Source organism: Bradyrhizobium sp. IC3195, assembly GCF_020193585.1.
Classification (GTDB): Bacteria; Pseudomonadota; Alphaproteobacteria; order Rhizobiales; family Xanthobacteraceae; genus Bradyrhizobium; species Bradyrhizobium yuanmingense.
In genome coordinates this window covers 215872-233180 of sequence record NZ_JADYVG010000010.1, presented here as the reverse complement: position 1 = coordinate 233180, position 17309 = coordinate 215872, and the positions used below count along the sequence as shown (strand labels likewise).

The window sequence follows — 17309 nt, the reverse complement described above, 5'->3', positions numbered from 1 at the left end:
GGTGAAGCCGCTGGTCAGCATCGAGGATCTGCGCGTCGCCTTCAATGGCGTGCCGGTCCTGCGCGGCGTCGATATTGCCTTGCAGAAGGGCGAGGCCGTCGGCCTCGTCGGCGAGTCCGGCTCCGGCAAATCGGTGACGTGGCTCGCCGCGCTGGGGCTGCTGCCGCGCCATGCGCAAGTCTCTGGCTCGGTGCGGCTCGACGGGCGCGAGATTCTCGGCGCGCCGGCCACCGAGCTCGACCAGGTCAGGGGCGGGCGCATCGCTATGATCTTCCAGGATCCGGCGAGCGCACTCAATCCGGTGCTGACCATCCGCAAGCAGCTCTGCGAAGCACTGGCGCTGCATCGCGATCTTCAAGGCAGCGCCGTGAAGGCGGAAGCGCGGCGGCTGCTCGATCTCGTCGGCATTCCCGACGCAGGCCGCCGGCTCGAGGCCTATCCGCACGAATTCTCAGGCGGCCAGGTCCAGCGCATCATGATTGCGATGGCACTGGCCGGCAATCCCGATCTCCTCATCGCGGACGAGCCGACCACTGCGCTCGATGCCACCATTCAGGCGCAGATCCTGGAGCTGCTCTCCACGGTCCGCCGCGAGCTCGGCATGGCCATGGTGCTGATCAGCCACGATCTCGGCGTCGTCGCGGAGAATTGCGACCGCGTCGCGGTGATGTATGCCGGCCGCATCGTCGAGCAGGCCCCGAGCAACCAGCTGTTTGCCGATCCCGTTCATCCCTATGCGCAAGGGTTGATCGGCGCGCTGCCGCCGCTCGATGGTCCGCGGCGGCGCCTCACCGCTATCCCCGGCACGGTGCCTGATCCCGCGCACATGCCCGGCGGCTGCGCCTTCGCGCCGCGCTGCGGGCTGGTGGCGGAAGCATGCGGCCTTGCGGCGCCGCCCCTCGCGCCGATCGCCGATGACCGCAGCGTCGCCTGCGTCCGTGCCGAGGCCTCGCGCCGCGCGCTGCTCGGGATTGCCGCCGAATGAGTCCGCCGCTGGTCGAGGTCTCCGCGATCTCGCGCACCTATGCGATGCGCTCCGGAATGTTCGGGCGAGCTGCGGCCGTCCATGCCGTCGACGGCGCGTCGCTGACGATTCCAAGGGGCCAGACGCTCGGTCTCGTCGGCGAATCCGGCTCGGGCAAATCCACCACGGGCCGCATCGTGCTCGGCCTCGAGCCGCCTGATCGCGGCGCGGTGCGGTTCGATGGCAAGCCGATGGCGGCGCTTGCAACGACGGCGTGGCGCGCGCAGCGCGCACGGATGCAGATGATCTTCCAGGATCCGCTCGGCGCGCTCGACCGCCGCCTGCCGGTTGCAACGCAGATCCGCGAGCCGCTCGATATTCACGGCCTCGGTACGCCCGCCGCGCGCGAGGAGCGCGTCCGCGAGCTGCTGCGCGCCGTCGAGCTCACGCCGGCGCATGGCGCACGCTATCCCGGCGCACTCTCCGGCGGGCAGCGTCAGCGCATCGTGCTGGCGCGGGCGCTGGCCACCAAGCCGGATTTCCTGGTCTGCGACGAGCCGGTCAGCGCGCTCGACGTCTCGATCCAGGCGCAGGTGGTGAACCTGCTCTGCGATCTGCAGGCGCAGCTGTCGCTGACGCTGCTGTTCATCAGCCACGATTTGCGCGTCGTCCGGCAGATCAGCAACGTCGTCGCGGTGATGTATCTCGGCCGCATCGTCGAGATCGGCAGCGCCGACGATCTGTTCGCGCGGCCCGAGCATCCCTACACCCAGGCGCTGGTCTCGGCCTCGCCGGCGCCGGGCCGCCGCAGTGCCGGCCGCATCGTGCTGGCGGGCGATCCGCCGAACCCGGCCGCGCGCCCCGCGGGCTGCGCCTTCCATCCGCGCTGTCCGCGCGCCATCGCGCGCTGCGCGCGCGAGGTGCCGGCGCTGTCCGCCGTCGGCGGCGACAGGCAGGTCGCCTGCCATCTCGTCACCGGCGCTGCGACACGGGACGCCGCCTGATGGGACGCTATTTCGCCATTCGGATCGGACGCGCCGCGCTCACGATCGTGCTCGTCGTCACCTTCGCCTTCGTCGTCTTGCGGCTGTCAGGCGATCCCGCGCTCATGATCCTGGGACCGGAGGCGCCGCCGGAGGTGCTCGCGGCATTCCGCAAGGCGTGGGGCCTCGATGATCCGATCTGGGCCCAATATTTCGATTATTTCGGCGCCATCGCCAAGGGCGAGCTCGGCCGCTCCATGCGCGACGGCCGGCCCGCGATCGAGCTGGTGCTGGAACGCATCCCGGCGACGCTGGCGCTGACCCTGCCGGCGTTCTTCTTCAAGGTCGCGCTCGGCGTTCCCGCAGGGATCTACGCCGCGCTGCATCGCGGCTCGGGAATCGACCGCGCCGTGATGATGACGGCGGTCGCCGGCTTCACCGTCCCGAGCTTCGTGCTGGCGCTTCTCCTGGTGCTCGTCTTCGCCGTGCAGCTCGGCTGGCTCCCTTCGGGCGGGCAGGACAGCTGGCGCCACGCCATCCTGCCGATTGTCACGCTCAGCCTCGGCGGCGCGGCGGTGCTGGCGCGCTTCACCCGCAGCGCCATGCTGGAGGTGCTGGGCCAGCCCTATATCCGCACCGCCTCCGCAAAGGGCGTGCCGTGGCGCAAGGTGGTGACCTCGCACGCGCTGCCGAATGCAGCGATCCCGACCGTGACCATCCTCGGCTTCATGGTGGGCACGCTGATCGCGGGGGCCGTCGTGGTCGAGAGCGTGTTCGCCTGGCCGGGAGTAGGGCGGCTGCTTGTCGTCGCGGTTGCCAATCGCGATCTCGCGGTCGTGCAATGCATCCTGCTGCTGGTTGCGATGACCATGGTGACGTCCAATTTGGTCGTCGACTTCCTCTACGGCTTCCTCGACCCGCGCCTGCGCAGCAAGGGAGCGCATGCATGACCGACGCGACGCTGAAGGATGCGTCTGTCCGCCGCCGCTTCAGCCTGCCGGCCATTTCGCTCTCGGTCGCGCTGGCGGTCACCTGGATCGTCGCGATGCTGCTGATCGCGGCTTTCGCCGAGAAGATCGCGCCTTACGGCTTCACCCAGCTCGACCTGCGCAACCGGCTCGCTGCGCCCGGCAATGCCGCGCACTGGCTCGGCACCGACGAGCTCGGCCGGGACGTGCTGTCCCGGCTGCTCGTTTCCATCCGCATCTCGCTGCTGATCGCGTTCGGCGCCACCGCGATCTCGGCCGTGGTCGGTACCATGCTGGGCTTCCTCGCCGCGCATTTCCGCGGGGCCGTCGAGCAGCTCGTCCTGATGCTGTCCGATTTCCAGGCCAGCATGCCGTTCCTGATCATGGCGCTGGCCGTGCTCGCCTTCTTCGGCAACTCGTTGCCGCTCTTGGTCGGCCTGATGGGCCTGTTCGGCTGGGAGCGCTTTGCCCGCATCGCCCGGGGCCTTGCCATTTCCGCCAATGCGCAGGGCTACGCCGCCGCCGTCCGCCAGCTAGGGGCAACGCCGTCCCGGGTCTATCTCCGGCACATCCTGCCCAACATCGCCTCGACCTTGATCGTCTCGACCACGCTTGTGTTCCCCGAGGTGATCCTGATGGAGTCGGGCCTGTCCTTCCTCGGCCTTGGCGTGCAGCCGCCGATGACCAGCCTCGGCAACATGGTCGGCTACGGCCGCGAATATCTGACCCGCGCCCCCTGGATCATGCTGGCGCCGGCGACCACCATCGTGGTCACCACGCTGGCCGTCTCGGTCATCGGCGACTGGCTGCGCGACCGGCTCGATCCGACGCTGCAGTAAATGCTCGTCATGGCCGGGCTTGTCCCGGCCATCCACGTCTTTGCCGCGCAGAACCAAGAACGTGGATGCCCGGGACAAGCCCGGGCATGACGGCTGAGACCGCTTGTGCCCCCGCGCCGGGAGCAGGGGAGCCCTGTCCGACCCAAGTTCCCGTTGCGCCCGCCGGGTCCGTGCGCTATCCGGCCGGAAAGGCCTGAGGCGGCTCCATATTTTCCCGCTCAGGCCGCCAAACCCGAGGACGGAAACCGCCATGCCAGCCTATCGCTCCCGCACCACCACCCACGGCCGCAACATGGCGGGTGCCCGCGGCCTCTGGCGCGCGACCGGCATGAAAGACGCCGATTTCGGCAAGCCGATCATCGCGGTGGTCAATTCCTTCACCCAATTCGTGCCCGGCCACGTCCATCTGAAGGACCTCGGCCAGCTCGTGGCACGCGAGATCGAGCAGGCCGGCGGCGTCGCCAAGGAGTTCAATACCATCGCCGTCGATGACGGCATCGCCATGGGCCATGACGGCATGCTCTACAGCCTGCCGTCGCGTGAGCTGATCGCCGACAGCGTCGAGTACATGGCCAACGCGCATTGCGCCGACGGTCTCGTTTGCATCTCCAACTGCGACAAGATCACGCCCGGCATGCTGATGGCCGCGCTCAGGCTCAACATCCCCGCCGTGTTCGTCTCGGGCGGGCCGATGGAGGCCGGCAAGGTCAAGCTGGCCGGCAAGACCAAGGCGGTCGACCTCATCGACGCCATGGTCGCCGCGGCCGATAGCAAGGTCAGCGACGAGGACGTCAAGGTGATCGAGCGCTCGGCGTGCCCGACCTGCGGCTCCTGCTCGGGTATGTTCACCGCCAATTCCATGAACTGCCTGACCGAGGCGCTGGGCCTGGCGCTGCCCGGCAACGGTTCGGTGGTCGCGACCCATGCCGACCGCAAGCGCCTGTTCGTCGAGGCCGGCCACACCATCGTCGACCTGGTCCGCCGTTATTACGAGCAGGACGATGCATCCGTGCTGCCGCGCAACATCGCGAATTTCAAGGCGTTCGAGAACGCGATGACGCTCGACATCGCCATGGGCGGCTCGACCAACACCGTGCTGCATCTCTTGGCCGCCGCCCATGAGGGGCAGGTCGCGTTCACCATGAAGGACATCGACCGGCTCTCGCGCCGTGTGCCCGTGCTCTGCAAGGTCGCGCCTTCCGTCGCCGACGTGCATGTCGAGGACGTGCACCGCGCCGGCGGCATCATGGGCATCCTCGGCGAGCTCGATCGCGCCGGGCTGATCGACACCTCTGTTACGACCGTGCACGCGCCGACCATGAACGAGGCGCTGGAGCGCTGGGACATCAAGCGCACCAAGAGCGAGACGGTGCGCACCTTCTACCGCGCCTCGCCCGGCGGCATCCCGACGCAAGTCGCCTTCAGCCAGGAGCGCCGTTACGACGAGCTCGATGCCGACCGCGAGAAGGGCGTGGTGCGCGATCTCGCGCATGCCTTCAGCAAGGACGGCGGCCTCGCCGTGCTCTACGGCAACCTCGCGCAGGACGGCTGCATCGTGAAGACCGCCGGTGTCGATGCCTCGATCCTGAAATTCTCCGGCCCGGCGCGCGTGTTCGAAAGCCAGGACGCGGCGGTCGAAGGCATCTTGGGCGGCAAGGTCGTCGCCGGCGAGGTCGTGGTCATCATCTATGAAGGCCCGCGCGGCGGCCCCGGCATGCAGGAGATGCTGTATCCGACCAGCTATCTGAAATCGATGGGCCTCGGCAAAGCCTGTGCGCTCGTCACCGACGGCCGCTTCTCGGGCGGCTCCTCCGGCCTGTCGATCGGGCACCTGTCGCCGGAAGCCGCCGAGGGCGGCAACATCGGCCTGGTTCGGACCGGCGACATCATCGCCATCGATATCCCGAACCGCAGCATCAGCCTCGAAGTCTCCGATGAGGAACTGGCGAAGCGCCGCGCGGCGGAGGAGGCGAAGGGCGATGCAGCCTGGCAGGCGCAAGGCCGCAAGCGCAACGTCTCCACCGCGCTGCAGGCCTACGCCGCGCTCACCACCAGCGCCGCGCGCGGCGCGGTGCGCGAGGTCAAGCGGCGTCCGAAGTAGGCGGCATCGGCGCCACAGGGCTGGATCGGCGATCTTCGGAACACCTCGCGGCTCCGTGCGACCACCCGGATGCGCCGTTGCAGGAAGTAGCCGGAACGGAGATTGGGAAAGAACGGCCCCCGCCTCCCCAGGGGCGTGGGGCTGGTTGGGGTGGGGAGCGGGAGCCGTTTGCGCAGTGGGCACCCGACGTGCGGGCTCGCCCGCCAGGCATCATCAACTTAGTGCATTGTCCACATTTTGCTATTTAATTTTTATTAATTTTGTTTTTATTTTTATTTAATCGTGCCATCCTAAGAAAAAATTTGTCGAAATCCATTTTTTCCGAATCCAGCCGAGGCGGTCGCCGTATTGAGATTCGTCCGCAAAGGTCCGGATTGCCAATAGCGGAGTTAGCCATGAGTCATTCTCCATCACTCGTGCCGCAAATCACGACAGACCGAGACGTCTATCTTGTGCTCGATGATTTTGGCCGCCGGCTGGGCCGGGCTTGGTGCGAGACGGCCGAGGAGGACGCCAATCGCGCGACCCTGCTCAGACATCTCGCCGAAGGGCAATATCTCCATCCCGCACGTATTGTGGCCTTCAATACCGCGGAGGGATGGTCGCGCGATGCCACCGCCGAAATCGCCGATGAGCTGCGCCGCCGCTTCGTCGAACTTGAGGAGACCGATCCCTCGCTGTTGGAGTTTCTGGAGAGAGCAGCGAGGCATTGAAAGGTCGAACATCGAACGCGGATGAACTGCAAATTATGCTCGAACGAGTACCGCGGCGATGTCCGATCGCGGACTCGCTGTCATGCGCAACCCCGCGCAAGCATCCCGCGCGTTAATGCGCGTGGTCAATGAGTTCTTACCGCCCCGCCGCGATCGGTTGTTCGCATTAAGGATGCCTCGACGAAGTTCGGCAAGCAATGGTTTTGCGCCGTATACTCCCGCGACCTTCGCAGATCAATTTCGGGCAACTGGGGCACCACCGCAATGTCTCGTACTCTCGCTGTCGTTTTCTCAACGGCCGTCGCCGCCATTTCCATGACGGGCGCAGCCTCCGCCGGCTGCTACAATTGCTACACGCCGCCGCCGTGCACGACCTGCTACCAGCAGCAATACGTGCCGCCGCAATACCGCACCGTCGACGAGACCGTGATGGTGTCGCCCGGCTCCGTGGTCGCGCACCGCACGCCGGCGCAGTACCGCACCGTGATGGTGCCGCAGACCGTGATGGTCGCGCCGCCGAGCGTCCAGTACGAGCGCATCCCGCCGCAATACGCCACCCGGCAGCGCGTCGAGATGGTCTCGCCGGGTTATTCCTATTACGCCCCGGTGCAGATGAACTGCGCGTCCTGCGGCTACTGAGCTAGACGCAAACAACAAAGAATTTCAGGACGGCGCTCTTCGCGGGGCGCCGCGCTTTCTGTTGCGCGACGCAAAGGTGAGGGAGCCTTTGAACCGCAAGGCCCGGAACGACACGAAACGGCATGAGCTCGTTTCTGGACTCCGTCGAGCGACCGCAACTCGGGCTGGTCGCTGCTTTCGCCGTTTCACTGATGTGCGCAGTTGCGGTGGTCTGGTCGGTCGGCTCGACCGATCGCGTTACCTATCTCGGCCCGGACCACGGCCAGGAGCAGACCATCACACAGGTCCGCCTCAAGACGCTCCCACAAGGGAGTTACGTGATCGAACGGGGCGCGATCTACAAGGCAATGCAGGCAGGGTGCCGCTACGACTTGAACTACAGCCCTCAATTCGGGCGCAACGTCAGCGACCGGCAGAGGACCAAGTACATCCGGAGTGCCGTCCTGGTTGATTGCCCGAAGAGCTAGACAGGTTGTTCAGGAAAAGGAACGCGCCGCGCTCCGGCCGGCAAAGGTTTGAGCACTTGCGCCAACTTGGCGTTGCCTTGCGCGGTCGACTACGTTAAGCGACACCCATTCCCGGGACTGGAAGGGTGGCCGAGTGGTTTAAGGCACCGGTCTTGAAAACCGGCGTGCCCGCAAGGGTACCGTGGGTTCGAATCCCACCCCTTCCGCCAGTATATTGTTCTCCACTGTTCGCAGTCGTTCGAACTCCACAGCAAAATCAGTGACTTGCGCCAAAGGACTGTACTTCGCAGTTCGCCGGTGTTCTCCCTAATCGGGCCGCTGACCGTAGCTTTAGACCGTGGGTTCGGAGGACGTTTTTCTCGGAGGAACAATGGCTGGAAGGCTCAAACCACTTGACGTAGAGCGCCAAAACGAGCCCGGCAAATACGCCGACGGCGAAGGTCTCTACTTGATCGTCAACGGACCGACATCGAAGAGCTGGTCTTACCGATATTGGAAAGACGGCAAGCAGCGCTGGCACGGTCTTGGCTCCTTTAAAGATGTGTCGCTAAAGGATGCGCGGCTCGCCCGTGATGCAGCCCGGTTGCGCGTGAAGGGCGATCGCAGCAACGCTGGCGTGGACATCGTCCAGGAGAGGCGAAACACGCGCGAAGAGGCGAAAGCCGTCGGCGCCAAGGTTGCGTTGCCGACGTTCGAGGAATGCGCGGAGGCGTACATCCGGACGAATTGGTCGACCTGGAGCGAAAAGCATCGCGATCAGTGGCCGTCCTCTCTCAAGCGTTACGCCTATCCCACCATTGGCAAGCTGACGATCCTGGAGATCAAGCCGAGCCACATCCACGATCTGCTGAAGCCAATCTGGGTGGAAAAGCGGGAGACCGCGAACCGCGTTCGGGGCCGGATCGAAACGATCATTGCGAAGAACGTCGACATCGACGATCCGGACTTCCGCAATCCGGCCGAATTGACGAGGCAATTGCGCGAGAAGCTGCCAAAGCGCCCCAAGCGGGTGGTCCGCCATCATCCAGCCTTGCCTTACAGCGAGGCGCCGGCGTTTATGAAGGTCCTTGCGGGCGCCTCTGGAACCGCCGCCGCCATGCTGCGCTTCCTGATCTTCACGGCTTGCCGCACGAACGAGGCCGTCGAAGGGCATTGGTGTGAAATCGATCGTCCGGGCGCCACCTGGAAAATCCCTGGCGAGCGGATGAAGATGGACCAAGACCATCATGTTCCGTTGACGGATCCCGCGCTAACGGTGCTCGACGAGATGCGCAATGGCAGTCAGGGCGAGCTGATCTTTATTAACCCCGATGGCGGAGCGTTCTCTGAAAATGCGATGCTGGCCGTACTCGATCGCCTCGGCTACGGACACGTTACTGTGCATGGCTTTCGGTCCACTTTTGCTACGTGGGCGGAGGAATGTACCGACTATCCTGATGGAGTCCGCGAAGCTGCACTCGCCCATAAATACAAGAGCGAGACGACTGCAGCATATCAACGTGGTCAAAAGCTTGAGAAGCGACGAGCACTGATGAAAGATTGGGCCACATTCCTGACTGGCACCAAGGTGGTGTCACTGGGCGATCGTAGGGCAGGTTAGGGCCGAGCTGAGCCCGCCACAATCGAACGTGCTGTCTCGATGAGACAACCCCAACCCGGTATTCCTAAAAGTGCAAACAACTCAGGTTGAGCAAATTTAGTCCGCTCTGGCTCAACGAGCGGACTACCGACGGTCGAGGCGCAAGTTCGCTGATGGGCCAGAACGAGACGTCCTAAACCGCTAGGGAATGCATGTCACTCAAAGCGCGTCAGTGCAGCTGTCGTTTCGAGCCGATAACCAAAATGGTCATTTCTCGCCGAGGTGGTATCGTTTCGAATCCGGCATACAAATGAGCCAGGCAGGATCTGTCGACCATGGTGCACGAGGGGCCAGTTCGGATCGAGCGTAGGTTATCGGCGATATTGGCGGCCGATGTTTCCGGGTATTCGCGACTTATGCATCTTGACGAGGAGACTACACACGCCAGATTGACTTCTCTTCTAATGGAGACTGTCCACCCCACGATTGCTTTACACGGGGGCCGCATCGTGAAGAACACCGGCGACGGTTTCCTGGCAGAGTTTCCGAGTGCCGTTAAAGGGGTTCGAGCTGCAACGCAATTCCAAACGCGCATCCGCGAACTTACCGCCGGCGAGCCGGAAGACAGGCGTATCGCCTTTCGTGTCGGCATCAACATTGGCGATGTAATCGTCGAACCGCACGACATATTCGGCGATGGCGTCAATATCGCAGCCCGGCTTGAAAGCATCGCAGAGCCCGGCGGCATCTGCATTTCATCGTCTGTTTACGAGCACGTTCGAAACAAATTGAAAGTAACGTTCGCTGAATTGGGCGAGCAGAACCTCAAGAACATTAACCATCCGGTTAGGGCCTATGCCGTGGTCTTGGATGAACCCAGCCCAACGACACCGTTTCAGAGTGCGGAATCGAGTGCACTTTCACCGCGTCGTCTTTCCATCGTTGTGTTGCCTTTTGCCAACCTCAGCGGCGATACCAAGCAGGACTACTTTGTCGATGGTGTGACCGAGAGTCTGACCACAGATCTGTCGCGCATCAGCGGCTCATTTGTTATCGGCCGGCACACGGCATTCACCTACAGAGACCACCTGGTCGATGTCAGGCAGATTGGTCGTGAGTTGAATGTACGCTACGCGCTTGTAGGTTCGGTACAGCGAAGCGGCAGTCGTCTACGTGTAAATGTTCAGTTGATCGACGCGAAGACTGGCACTCATCTGTGGGCCGACCGTTTCGACAAGCCCATCGCCGATCTACTCGATATGCAGGACGAAATCGTAGCCAGAATTGCGCGGACGTTAGACGTCCAACTCATTGTGGCCGAGGCGCGGCGCGTGGCAGGAATGCTGAATCCTGATGCCATGGATCTCTATTTCCAAGGCCGCCATTTTTGCAACAAGGGGTTTACATTCGAATATTTGACAGAAGCTCGCCGTCTTTTTGAACTGGCCCTAGCAATTGATCCTAAAAACGTCCACGCCATGATCTTCTTGGCGGGGGTCGAGGCAGCACTTGGGCTCTCGCTCTTGACCGACAACCGGCTCCAGTATCTGGCAAGTGCGGAGACAATGGTTCTAAAGGCGCTGTGCCTTGCACCGGACCATGCCTGGGCTCATTTTGTTTTAGCCGTTGTGCTTATTTATACGAATCGGGTGGTCCAAGGTGTAGCTGAGTGCGAGCGGACCTTGGCTTTGGACCGCAATTTGGCTGATGCGCACGTATTGATGGGTGTCGCCAGATTTTACATGGGGAGTGGTGCCGATACTGAGTCTTACATCAACGAAGCACTGCGCCTTTCTCCACGCGACATCTTCGCCTACCGGTGGATGACGCACGCGGGCTTTGCCAAATTACAAATCACAGCAGACGCTGAAGCAGCCACTTGGTTTTCTCGTGGGATCGAAGCTAATCGGAACTATCCGCTCGCTCATTTTGGGTATGCTTCAGCGCTCGCGCTTCTCGGGAAGCGCGACGAGGCGCAAGTGGCCGCGAAAGCCGGACTTGCGCTTGATCCAACGTTTACTATCGCGCGGTTTAAGAGCGGTCCATCGCACGGCAATGCGGCTTTCGTTACAGGAGCCCGGCGCATCGTTAAGGGATTGCACATCGCCGGAGTTCCAGAGGGATGATGTCAGGTATGGGTCAAAGGCTGCCCTCGCGAGGCATCTCCATCTTGGTTGGCTACTCTCGGAAGCGGACATCGCTGCTTTCCGGCGGCGCGCGTCGTTCTCGTCGCGGGCAGGCTGGTACCCAGTGCCGCCCCTCTGACAGTCGGATTAGCCCAGAGCCCCCTTGAGCGTTTCGATCGCAAGTCGCATCGCCGCCTTGGCCGCATAGGTATTCCGTAGTGCGTCCAGCAGCACGAAGTCGTGGATGATGCCTCCGAAGCGCACCTCCACGACGGGCACACCCGCCTGGCGCAGCTTGGCTGCGTACGCTTCGCCCTCATCGCGCAGGACGTCGGCCTCGGCCGTGATGACCAGTGCGGGCGGGAGCCCAGCCAGCTGGTCCAGCGAGGCGCGCAGCGGCGATGCGGTCACCTCTGCGCGTTCCGCTTCGTCCGTCGTATACTGATCCCAGAACCATTGCATGGCATCTCGCCGCAGGTAAAAGCCTGTCGAGAACTGGTGGTAGGAATCCGTCTCGAATGCAGCATCCGTCACCGGATAGAAGAGTACCTGCTGTCGCAGAGCAAGCCCCCCGCGCGCCTTTGCCATGAGTGTTAGCGCGGCACTCATGTTGCCGCCGACCGAGTCACCGGCGACGGCGATGCGGCTGCCGTCGAGGTCTCTGCTCACGCCTTCGTTGACAACCCATTGTGCAACGGCCCAGATTTGCTCGATCGCCACCGGGTAGCGAGCCTCCGGCGACAGGTCGTACTCGGGGAAGACCACCGCCGCACCCGTACCGACGGCGAGTTCGCGCACTAGACGATCATGAGTCGTCGCGTTGCCAAATACCCACCCAGCCCCATGAATATAGAGGATCACCGGAAGGTTCTGCCTCGCGCCGCGCGCCTTGACGATACGAGCCTTGACCTCGCCCGTCGGGCCGCTGGGGATCGTGACCCACTCCTCGTCAACGTCGGGCTTGACGACGCCCTGGCCCGACTGGACTTCATTCACCGCCTTGCGGCCGGCCTCCGGGCCGAGGTTGAACAGGTAAGGCGGTTGGGCAGTCGCTGTGACGAACTCCTGCGCCGCCGGCTCCAGAACGACTGCAGCCTGATGATCCACATTCATGATGATCTCCATTTCATCAAAACGGTAAGCAATCCCGGCGGCCGAGTGTATCGTGCTCGCTCCAAGGGGCAAAGCAGTAAGCCTTTAATCGCTTGAGATTGGATCGTGCCCGTCAATCTTCGACAATCTGCTACCAGCGCAGCCAGCCGCAGTCTGCGCGACGGCGATGTCCGCAAAGGGTCACAAGCCGCCCTCGTAGCGCGACCGCCCATAGTCGGCTTATCGGACGGCAGCGGACGTCGCGAGTACCAGCCGCAAATCAGAACGGGGCTGCCAGCGACGTGTCGCCGGCTCCGCCTGCAGAGCCTGGGAATGCAAGGCCCCCGCTCGGGAAGGACGGGAGAGCTCAACACGGGGCCGCTTGTTCACATGATCGAACGTGACATCATACTTCCGAGCATCAATAACTTGGTGTTGAGCGTCGGCATACCGGCGCCTTGGACAAGATCAGCTTTCTCCTAGCAGAATGTCCCGATCGGCCACTCTCTGAATCAAAGACATATTTCTAAGCCTCGAATGCCATGTAGTCGCATCCGTCTCGCTGATGCAGTGAATCATCTGTTCTGGATGTAATGCAAAACCACGCTCTGTGGCCGCCAGCTTTAGAAGCGAAGCTTCAATGGCCGAGCCCGACGCCCCGTAGGGGATAGTCATTTGATAGCGCTCGCCCGTCAAAAAGAAGAAGCCAAGGTCCGCCATGACAGCAAACAAGTCAATCCAATCACTGTCGACCGGCAGGCTGAATGCTGTAAGATCTTTCATCAACAGCTCCAGAAACTTGGCAGCCCCGGACGAGAAGCTGATCCCGTAGACAATCTCGACAGAGCTGATTTGATCTTTCAATTTTTTGTTCTGCTTGAAACGTTCCTGTAAGGCTCGATCGGCAGCTGCCGCGGCCAACAACCAGCGGCCGATAAACTCTGCTTCACCCGGTCCGGGGCCCTCGACCAAGACCCCCTCATCGTTATTGAGCAATGAATTAGACATTTCGTTTGCCTGCATTCTGGAAAGTCATGTGCCTGAGCATTTGTTTCCGTCCGCATGTGCGCGACATACCCGCGCGCATCCCACCGCGAGGAGCTCTATGGGCACAGTTTAAAACGTCTCATTCGCGCCATAGTGAATAGAAGCGTCCTCTCAATGCTCGCCACGACCCTCGACGCGACTGCAATTGCGGTTGGATGCGTTCGGTCGCGAATTCCGCGATCACCGTATACCCAACTCTTTCACATGCTGCGCATGTCGCCTATGGCTCCAGGTTACGGAAACCGTTTTTACACAGCTTGGGCCGCAAATAGACGAGGGGCTTGCACGCGAGACCGCTTCGGCTTTTCAAGCGGGAAATCGGACCACGAGACTTTTCAGCCCAGACGCTTTGTCTCGGAAGAAATCGTAGATTGCAACCGTGGCTTCCGTTGGGTGCGCCGAAAAGCACTGATTGGTCAACGGAATGTGGAGGAGGGAGTATCCGCCGGTCTATGGGGACAAAACCTAACCTGATGTCCTCTCCGGTGGACAGAGACAGATTGGTGACCAGCTACTTCAGCTTGTGGTTCTTATCTTGCTTGGGCTGCCGGACCTCGCCCGGCACCCAAGCCATTGAAGAACGTCACATTGCTGATCGCCGCGTTGCACCCGCTGGAATGCTTACGTATCAAACATGCGCGCCTTCTGGCTCTTCCAAGAATTCGAGCCCTCACCACTCCTGAATCACCACTCTGGAATTCGGATTAACAATGGCGATGCTGGCCAAACAATTCAATTTGTGTGGGTCGGCGCAGCCAGGGCGCGTACGTTCTTTGTTGAACGAAAGAAGCTGTGGGTAAGTTTTTTCGCTTGACCCGCCCGAAATGCTTAGACACGTTAAAGCTGCATGGAATGTGCAGTTCTTGTCGTGTGCATTGCTGAGCGCTGAGCGCGATTCTTATCAGATAAAGCCATACTAGGAAGTGACGTACGTCCGCAACAGTTGATTATTGAGTTGGGCGGGGCAACGATGCGTAAGGTCAATTGGATCGGTAGTATTTTGGCCGCGGGGCTTGGGGGCTGTTCGTTTTATCCCATTCCTGACGACGTTGGGTATTCAAAGACGGAGCAAATTGTTCGCTATGCTCGTTGCGAGATGAGGTCCGCGGTTATTGACTACATGCTTTTCAAGGGTCTCATCGATTTTCCAGCTACCCCGGAACGAATTGCCGCGCAGATTGCTGCGGCAAGAGGGAAATTGAAGCCGGCGCCAAAAAGCTTAGATCCTGTGCAGAGGGAATTATTACTCAAGCTAGCAAAAGTTGCCGTGGTTTATGCTTTCGACTTTGACATCAAAGAACACAACAATGCGGGAGCCAGCGCGGGATTCAGGCTTCCCTGGACGACGTCGAATGTGCTCGACGCCGGGGCTTCAGCGTCACTGGACTTAACACGCCAGGGTCATCGTGTGTTCACCTCTGAGGACACGTGGGATGAGTTGCTCGCCAATCCTAAACGGTGCCAGGGAGTCTTTGATCAGCCAGAAGGTTCAAGAAATTTCGTATATCCGCTTACTGGATCGATCGGGGTGGGGCGCGTTGTCGAGACGTTCATCGATATTGAGCAGCAAGGGGGAGCCAAGGACAGTTTCGTCGACACGCTGACCTTCACGACCGAAGCTAGCGGTGGTGCTGATGCCGCGCTCAAACTTGAGCCCGTGCCGAGCCAGTTCCGGCCTGTGGCAGCGACCGCGGCAATCGGCGCATCGCGTTTGGACATTCACAAATTGACTCTCAGCCTTGTCTTCCCGCGCTTAGATCCACCCAAAGGCGGAATCTCAGGGGTTGTCCGGGTTGATGGGGACCTAAATGCGCCCTTTTCGCGGCCTGCACCTTGGCGAGCCCGCTACAACCTGTGCGTCCAGGATGCCCGCACAAGGGAGAACACATTCAAACAGCTGCGTCTGACTGACCCTGTCGTCTATTGCATTACTTATGCTGATGAATTCGCACCTCAGTATGGCTTCCCACCGACGCGAGCGATTGCGGTAACGTTGACGCAAGGCGCCGGTGTATCAACTGGAACAGGTGGCGCACGGGAAGGGGGGCGGCCGAGAGCGGGCGAAGAACCAGAACCGCGACAGAGGTTCCAAGGGCGTCCAAATCGAGCCTACGGCGCACCTTTCTAAATTGCCGATCAAGAAGTTTACCGACTATTCAGCTCGGGATTTCAATGATTTTGCAGTTCGGATAGTCGAGTTTCGTAGGGGGCTTCGTAAGATTGATCGCGCCCATTGGTGACCGATGGCTTCGCTGCGTACGCTCCTGCCGGAGCGTTTGCCCAGCGGTAGATTGAGGACGACTCATGAAGCTTCCGTTGCTAGTTCTCGCTTGCTTACATGCGTATCAACAGCGCTCTAAGTCGCTCATTCCCCGAGGGCGGAGTGTTCTCTTCTTTCAGTGCAGGCTAGTGATGGTGGTGCGAAGCCGCCAACGAGTTGCCTGAGCGCCTCGAAGAATCCGCGGCGTTGCATTCGGATAGGGGGCCAGAGGGCTCCATGGTGTTGCGGTCTGATGTAGGTACTCCATCTGAGTCTAGCAATCTAGTGATGAAGCGAACAGGGCAAGAGCGAAACTTGGCTTGCTCACCCCTTGAGTCAACCAGAAGGACTCTGCGTACGGCTCAAGAAGAGTTGGGCAAAGGTCGCATGCATCGAAAAATGCAAACGCGTTGAGCGCGCCGGCTAAGAGCCCGCAAAGACGTTTCGAGTTGAGGAGCGATTATTTTCCGAACCCTCTTGCAATCCTTTTGCCGCTACGGTTTGATTGCATTACTTAGAGTTGTTTTTTCATGTTCTATCTGGAATGCGGTACCCAGGTCGTTTTCTGACCGTCAGACGGGAGTACGCAATCAATGCTATTTCAACGTGGTATTATCCACCTTTTAGCAATGACCGCTTGTCTTTCGGCTTCCGGTCCGGCGGCGTCTCAAGCCGACGAGATGGACGAACCCGGTCTCTCGATCGAGGAAGACAAAGGGTACCAAGTCAATGCGAACGAAGTAAAAAACGAGAAGGTCTGGGGTGGCACGCGGGTCAAACCGGGGTCTTACCCGGCAATCGTCGGCGTAACGAGGCGGGGCAGTCGACAGATTCTGTGCACAGGCACACTAATCGCGGCTGATCTGGTTTTGACGGCAGCACACTGCGTTTGCGGCGCGATCAATGGAACAGTCGTTTTTGCTGACGAGGAAGGGACCGGCACAAGCATCAAGGTTTCTGCCTCCCGCCATGCGCTTCGAAGCTGCGAAGGGTCCCTTACCGACGGCCACGATCTTGGAGTCCTGTTACTATCATCGGCAACGAACGTCACCCCCGTCGAAGTACAATTGGATGACATCGTACAAGGTGCAAAGAGTTATCAGGTTGTCGGTTTTGGTGACTTCGGTCGTGATGCATCAGGCGAACTCACCGCCGGAGAAAAGCGGGAAACCGTTGTTCCCTCGGCAACCAACGACTGTGTTGGCAAGTTGCCGACCGTGAACCGGTCTTACTCGGCAGCTTTTGGCTGCGCTCCCGGAAATGAGATCGTAGCGGGAAAGGCCGGCCTGGGCCTCGACAGTTGTAACGGTGACAGCGGCGGGCCGATCATGACTGATCCCGCTGGAAAAGGTGTGGCGGCCGGCCAGTCTGGAAGTACGCTCAAGATCGCAGGCGTGACGTCCCGCGCCACTAAGTCGGCGAAAAGGCCCTGCGGCGATGGTGGAATCTATGTTCGACTGAATCCAACAGCTCGGGCTTGGATCGCCGCCGCAAGCGAGCAAATGCGAAAAAAATGAATCGTCGACTCGAC

Annotated in this window: 14 protein-coding genes and 1 tRNA gene; 13 read left to right on the top strand and 2 right to left on the bottom strand. The window is 61.2% G+C overall.

The window, feature by feature from the left end:
• The first annotated feature begins 1 nt into the window (after position 1).
• The 11 genes from I6F09_RS20960 to I6F09_RS20910 all read left to right on the top strand — a co-directional run bounded on the left by I6F09_RS20960 (position 2) and on the right by I6F09_RS20910 (position 11379).
• On the top strand, positions 2 to 985 hold the full coding sequence (locus I6F09_RS20960) for an ABC transporter ATP-binding protein (RefSeq protein ID WP_225188940.1): 984 nt from the start codon (positions 2 to 4) through the stop codon (positions 983 to 985).
• Positions 982 to 1968, top strand: coding sequence for an ABC transporter ATP-binding protein (locus I6F09_RS20955; RefSeq protein WP_225188939.1), 987 nt, complete (start codon positions 982 to 984; stop codon positions 1966 to 1968). The genes I6F09_RS20960 and I6F09_RS20955 overlap by 4 nt, the downstream gene beginning before the upstream one ends.
• Positions 1968 to 2897, top strand: coding sequence for an ABC transporter permease (locus tag I6F09_RS20950; RefSeq protein ID WP_225188938.1), 930 nt, complete (start codon positions 1968 to 1970; stop codon positions 2895 to 2897). Before I6F09_RS20955 ends, I6F09_RS20950 begins: the two co-directional genes overlap by 1 nt.
• Positions 2894 to 3754 carry an ABC transporter permease gene (locus tag I6F09_RS20945; RefSeq protein ID WP_225188937.1) on the top strand — a complete coding sequence of 287 codons (861 nt, stop codon included), beginning with the start codon at positions 2894 to 2896 and terminating at the stop codon, positions 3752 to 3754. Before I6F09_RS20950 ends, I6F09_RS20945 begins: the two co-directional genes overlap by 4 nt.
• A 250-nt stretch (positions 3755 to 4004) precedes the next feature.
• Positions 4005 to 5855, top strand: coding sequence for a dihydroxy-acid dehydratase (gene ilvD, locus I6F09_RS20940; protein ID WP_109143722.1), 1851 nt, complete (start codon positions 4005 to 4007; stop codon positions 5853 to 5855).
• A gap of 302 nt (positions 5856 to 6157) precedes the next feature.
• Positions 6158 to 6568, top strand: coding sequence for a hypothetical protein (locus I6F09_RS20935; RefSeq protein WP_225188936.1), 411 nt, complete (start codon positions 6158 to 6160; stop codon positions 6566 to 6568).
• 315 nt (positions 6569 to 6883) lie between these two features.
• Entirely contained in the window at positions 6884 to 7207 is a 324-nt protein-coding gene (locus tag I6F09_RS20930) for a hypothetical protein (protein ID WP_036028057.1), read from the top strand.
• A 122-nt stretch (positions 7208 to 7329) separates the two neighbouring features.
• Positions 7330 to 7674: a hypothetical protein gene (locus I6F09_RS20925; RefSeq protein ID WP_036012306.1), complete on the top strand. Its 345-nt coding sequence runs from the start codon at positions 7330 to 7332 to the stop codon at positions 7672 to 7674.
• A gap of 119 nt (positions 7675 to 7793) precedes the next feature.
• A tRNA-Ser gene (locus tag I6F09_RS20920) sits at positions 7794 to 7883 on the top strand.
• A 161-nt stretch (positions 7884 to 8044) separates the two neighbouring features.
• Positions 8045 to 9274, top strand: coding sequence for an integrase arm-type DNA-binding domain-containing protein (locus I6F09_RS20915; protein ID WP_225188935.1), 1230 nt, complete (start codon positions 8045 to 8047; stop codon positions 9272 to 9274).
• Between the two features lie 314 nt (positions 9275 to 9588).
• On the top strand, positions 9589 to 11379 hold the full coding sequence (locus tag I6F09_RS20910; protein WP_225188934.1) for an adenylate/guanylate cyclase domain-containing protein: 1791 nt from the start codon (positions 9589 to 9591) through the stop codon (positions 11377 to 11379).
• A 147-nt stretch (positions 11380 to 11526) separates the two neighbouring features.
• Here the strand turns inward: I6F09_RS20910 and I6F09_RS20905 are convergent, their stop codons facing one another.
• Positions 11527 to 12492, bottom strand: coding sequence for an alpha/beta hydrolase (locus I6F09_RS20905; protein ID WP_225188933.1), 966 nt, complete (start codon positions 12490 to 12492; stop codon positions 11527 to 11529).
• Between the two features lie 447 nt (positions 12493 to 12939).
• Positions 12940 to 13494, bottom strand: coding sequence for a hypothetical protein (locus I6F09_RS20900; protein WP_225188932.1), 555 nt, complete (start codon positions 13492 to 13494; stop codon positions 12940 to 12942).
• A gap of 994 nt (positions 13495 to 14488) precedes the next feature.
• Between I6F09_RS20900 and I6F09_RS20895 the strand changes: the two genes are divergently transcribed.
• Together I6F09_RS20895 and I6F09_RS20890 are read left to right on the top strand one after the other, a co-directional pair.
• A complete protein-coding gene (locus I6F09_RS20895) occupies positions 14489 to 15646 on the top strand; it encodes a hypothetical protein (protein WP_225188931.1) in 1158 nt (385 codons plus the stop codon).
• 725 nt (positions 15647 to 16371) lie between these two features.
• Positions 16372 to 17295: a trypsin-like serine protease gene (locus I6F09_RS20890; protein WP_225188930.1), complete on the top strand. Its 924-nt coding sequence runs from the start codon at positions 16372 to 16374 to the stop codon at positions 17293 to 17295.
• The last annotated feature ends 14 nt before the right edge of the window (positions 17296 to 17309 follow it).

Bases quoted from the DNA above. Each gene is read 5' to 3' on its own strand.
- I6F09_RS20900 (WP_225188932.1), bottom strand. From the start codon at position 13,494: ATGCAGGCAAACGAAATGTCTAATTCATTGCTCAATAACGATGAGGGG.
- I6F09_RS20890 (WP_225188930.1), top strand. From the start codon at position 16,372: ATGCTATTTCAACGTGGTATTATCCACCTTTTAGCAATGACCGCTTGT.
- I6F09_RS20895 (WP_225188931.1), top strand. From the start codon at position 14,489: ATGCGTAAGGTCAATTGGATCGGTAGTATTTTGGCCGCGGGGCTTGGG.
- I6F09_RS20950 (WP_225188938.1), top strand. From the start codon at position 1,968: ATGGGACGCTATTTCGCCATTCGGATCGGACGCGCCGCGCTCACGATC.
- I6F09_RS20955 (WP_225188939.1), top strand. From the start codon at position 982: ATGAGTCCGCCGCTGGTCGAGGTCTCCGCGATCTCGCGCACCTATGCG.
- I6F09_RS20915 (WP_225188935.1), top strand. From the start codon at position 8,045: ATGGCTGGAAGGCTCAAACCACTTGACGTAGAGCGCCAAAACGAGCCC.
- I6F09_RS20910 (WP_225188934.1), top strand. From the start codon at position 9,589: ATGGTGCACGAGGGGCCAGTTCGGATCGAGCGTAGGTTATCGGCGATA.
- I6F09_RS20925 (WP_036012306.1), top strand. From the start codon at position 7,330: ATGAGCTCGTTTCTGGACTCCGTCGAGCGACCGCAACTCGGGCTGGTC.
- I6F09_RS20930 (WP_036028057.1), top strand. From the start codon at position 6,884: ATGACGGGCGCAGCCTCCGCCGGCTGCTACAATTGCTACACGCCGCCG.
- ilvD (WP_109143722.1), top strand. From the start codon at position 4,005: ATGCCAGCCTATCGCTCCCGCACCACCACCCACGGCCGCAACATGGCG.
- I6F09_RS20905 (WP_225188933.1), bottom strand. From the start codon at position 12,492: ATGAATGTGGATCATCAGGCTGCAGTCGTTCTGGAGCCGGCGGCGCAG.
- I6F09_RS20945 (WP_225188937.1), top strand. From the start codon at position 2,894: ATGACCGACGCGACGCTGAAGGATGCGTCTGTCCGCCGCCGCTTCAGC.